This is a genomic window from Mycobacterium sp. E3339 (assembly GCF_001666915.1).
Taxonomy (GTDB): Bacteria; Actinomycetota; Actinomycetes; order Mycobacteriales; family Mycobacteriaceae; genus Mycobacterium.
Genome location: NZ_LZIZ01000045.1, coordinates 1 through 630, shown reverse-complemented (window position 1 = coordinate 630; position 630 = coordinate 1). Strand labels below are relative to the sequence as shown.

Sequence of the window (630 nt, the reverse complement as noted above, 5' to 3'; positions counted from 1 at the left end):
ATGGCAACTCGTTTTATGACCGACCCGCACGAGATGCGGGCGATGGCGGGCCGCTTTGAGGTGCACGCCCAGACCGTTGAGGACGAGGCTCGCAAGATGTGGGCGTCCTCGATGAACATCGCGGGTTCGGGCTGGAGCGGTCAGGCGCAGGCGACCTCGTACGACACCATGGGTCAGGTCAACCAGGCCTTCCGCAACATCGTCAACATGCTCCACGGTGTGCGCGACGGTCTGATTCGCGACGCGAACAACTACGAGCAGCAAGAGCAGGCCTCGCAGCAAATCCTCGGCAGCTAGCGCTAAAAACCGCGGCTGCGTACCATTCCAGACATTAGGAGAACACCGTTATGACAATCAATTACCAGTTCGGCGATGTCGACGCCCACGGTGCCTTGATCCGCGCCCAGGCCGCGTCTTTGGAGGCTGAGCACCAGGCCATCGTTCGCGATGTGCTTGCTGCGGGTGACTTCTGGGGCGGTGCCGGTTCGGTGGCCTGCCAGGAGTTCATCACCCAGTTGGGTCGCAACTTCCAGGTGATCTACGAGCAGGCCAACGCCCACGGGCAGAAGGTGCAGAGCGCCGGCAGCAACATGGCCAGCACCGACAGCGCCGTTGGGTCCAGCTGGGCCT

Annotated in this window: 2 protein-coding genes; both read left to right on the top strand. The window is 62.5% G+C overall.

From position 1 onward, the window contains the following. A complete protein-coding gene (locus A5702_RS03565; protein WP_007771418.1) occupies positions 1-297 on the top strand; it encodes a WXG100 family type VII secretion target in 297 nt (98 codons plus the stop codon). Between the two features lie 50 nt (positions 298-347). Then, the coding region (locus tag A5702_RS03560) for a WXG100 family type VII secretion target (protein ID WP_046182844.1) at positions 348-630 on the top strand (283 nt) is incomplete at its 3' end.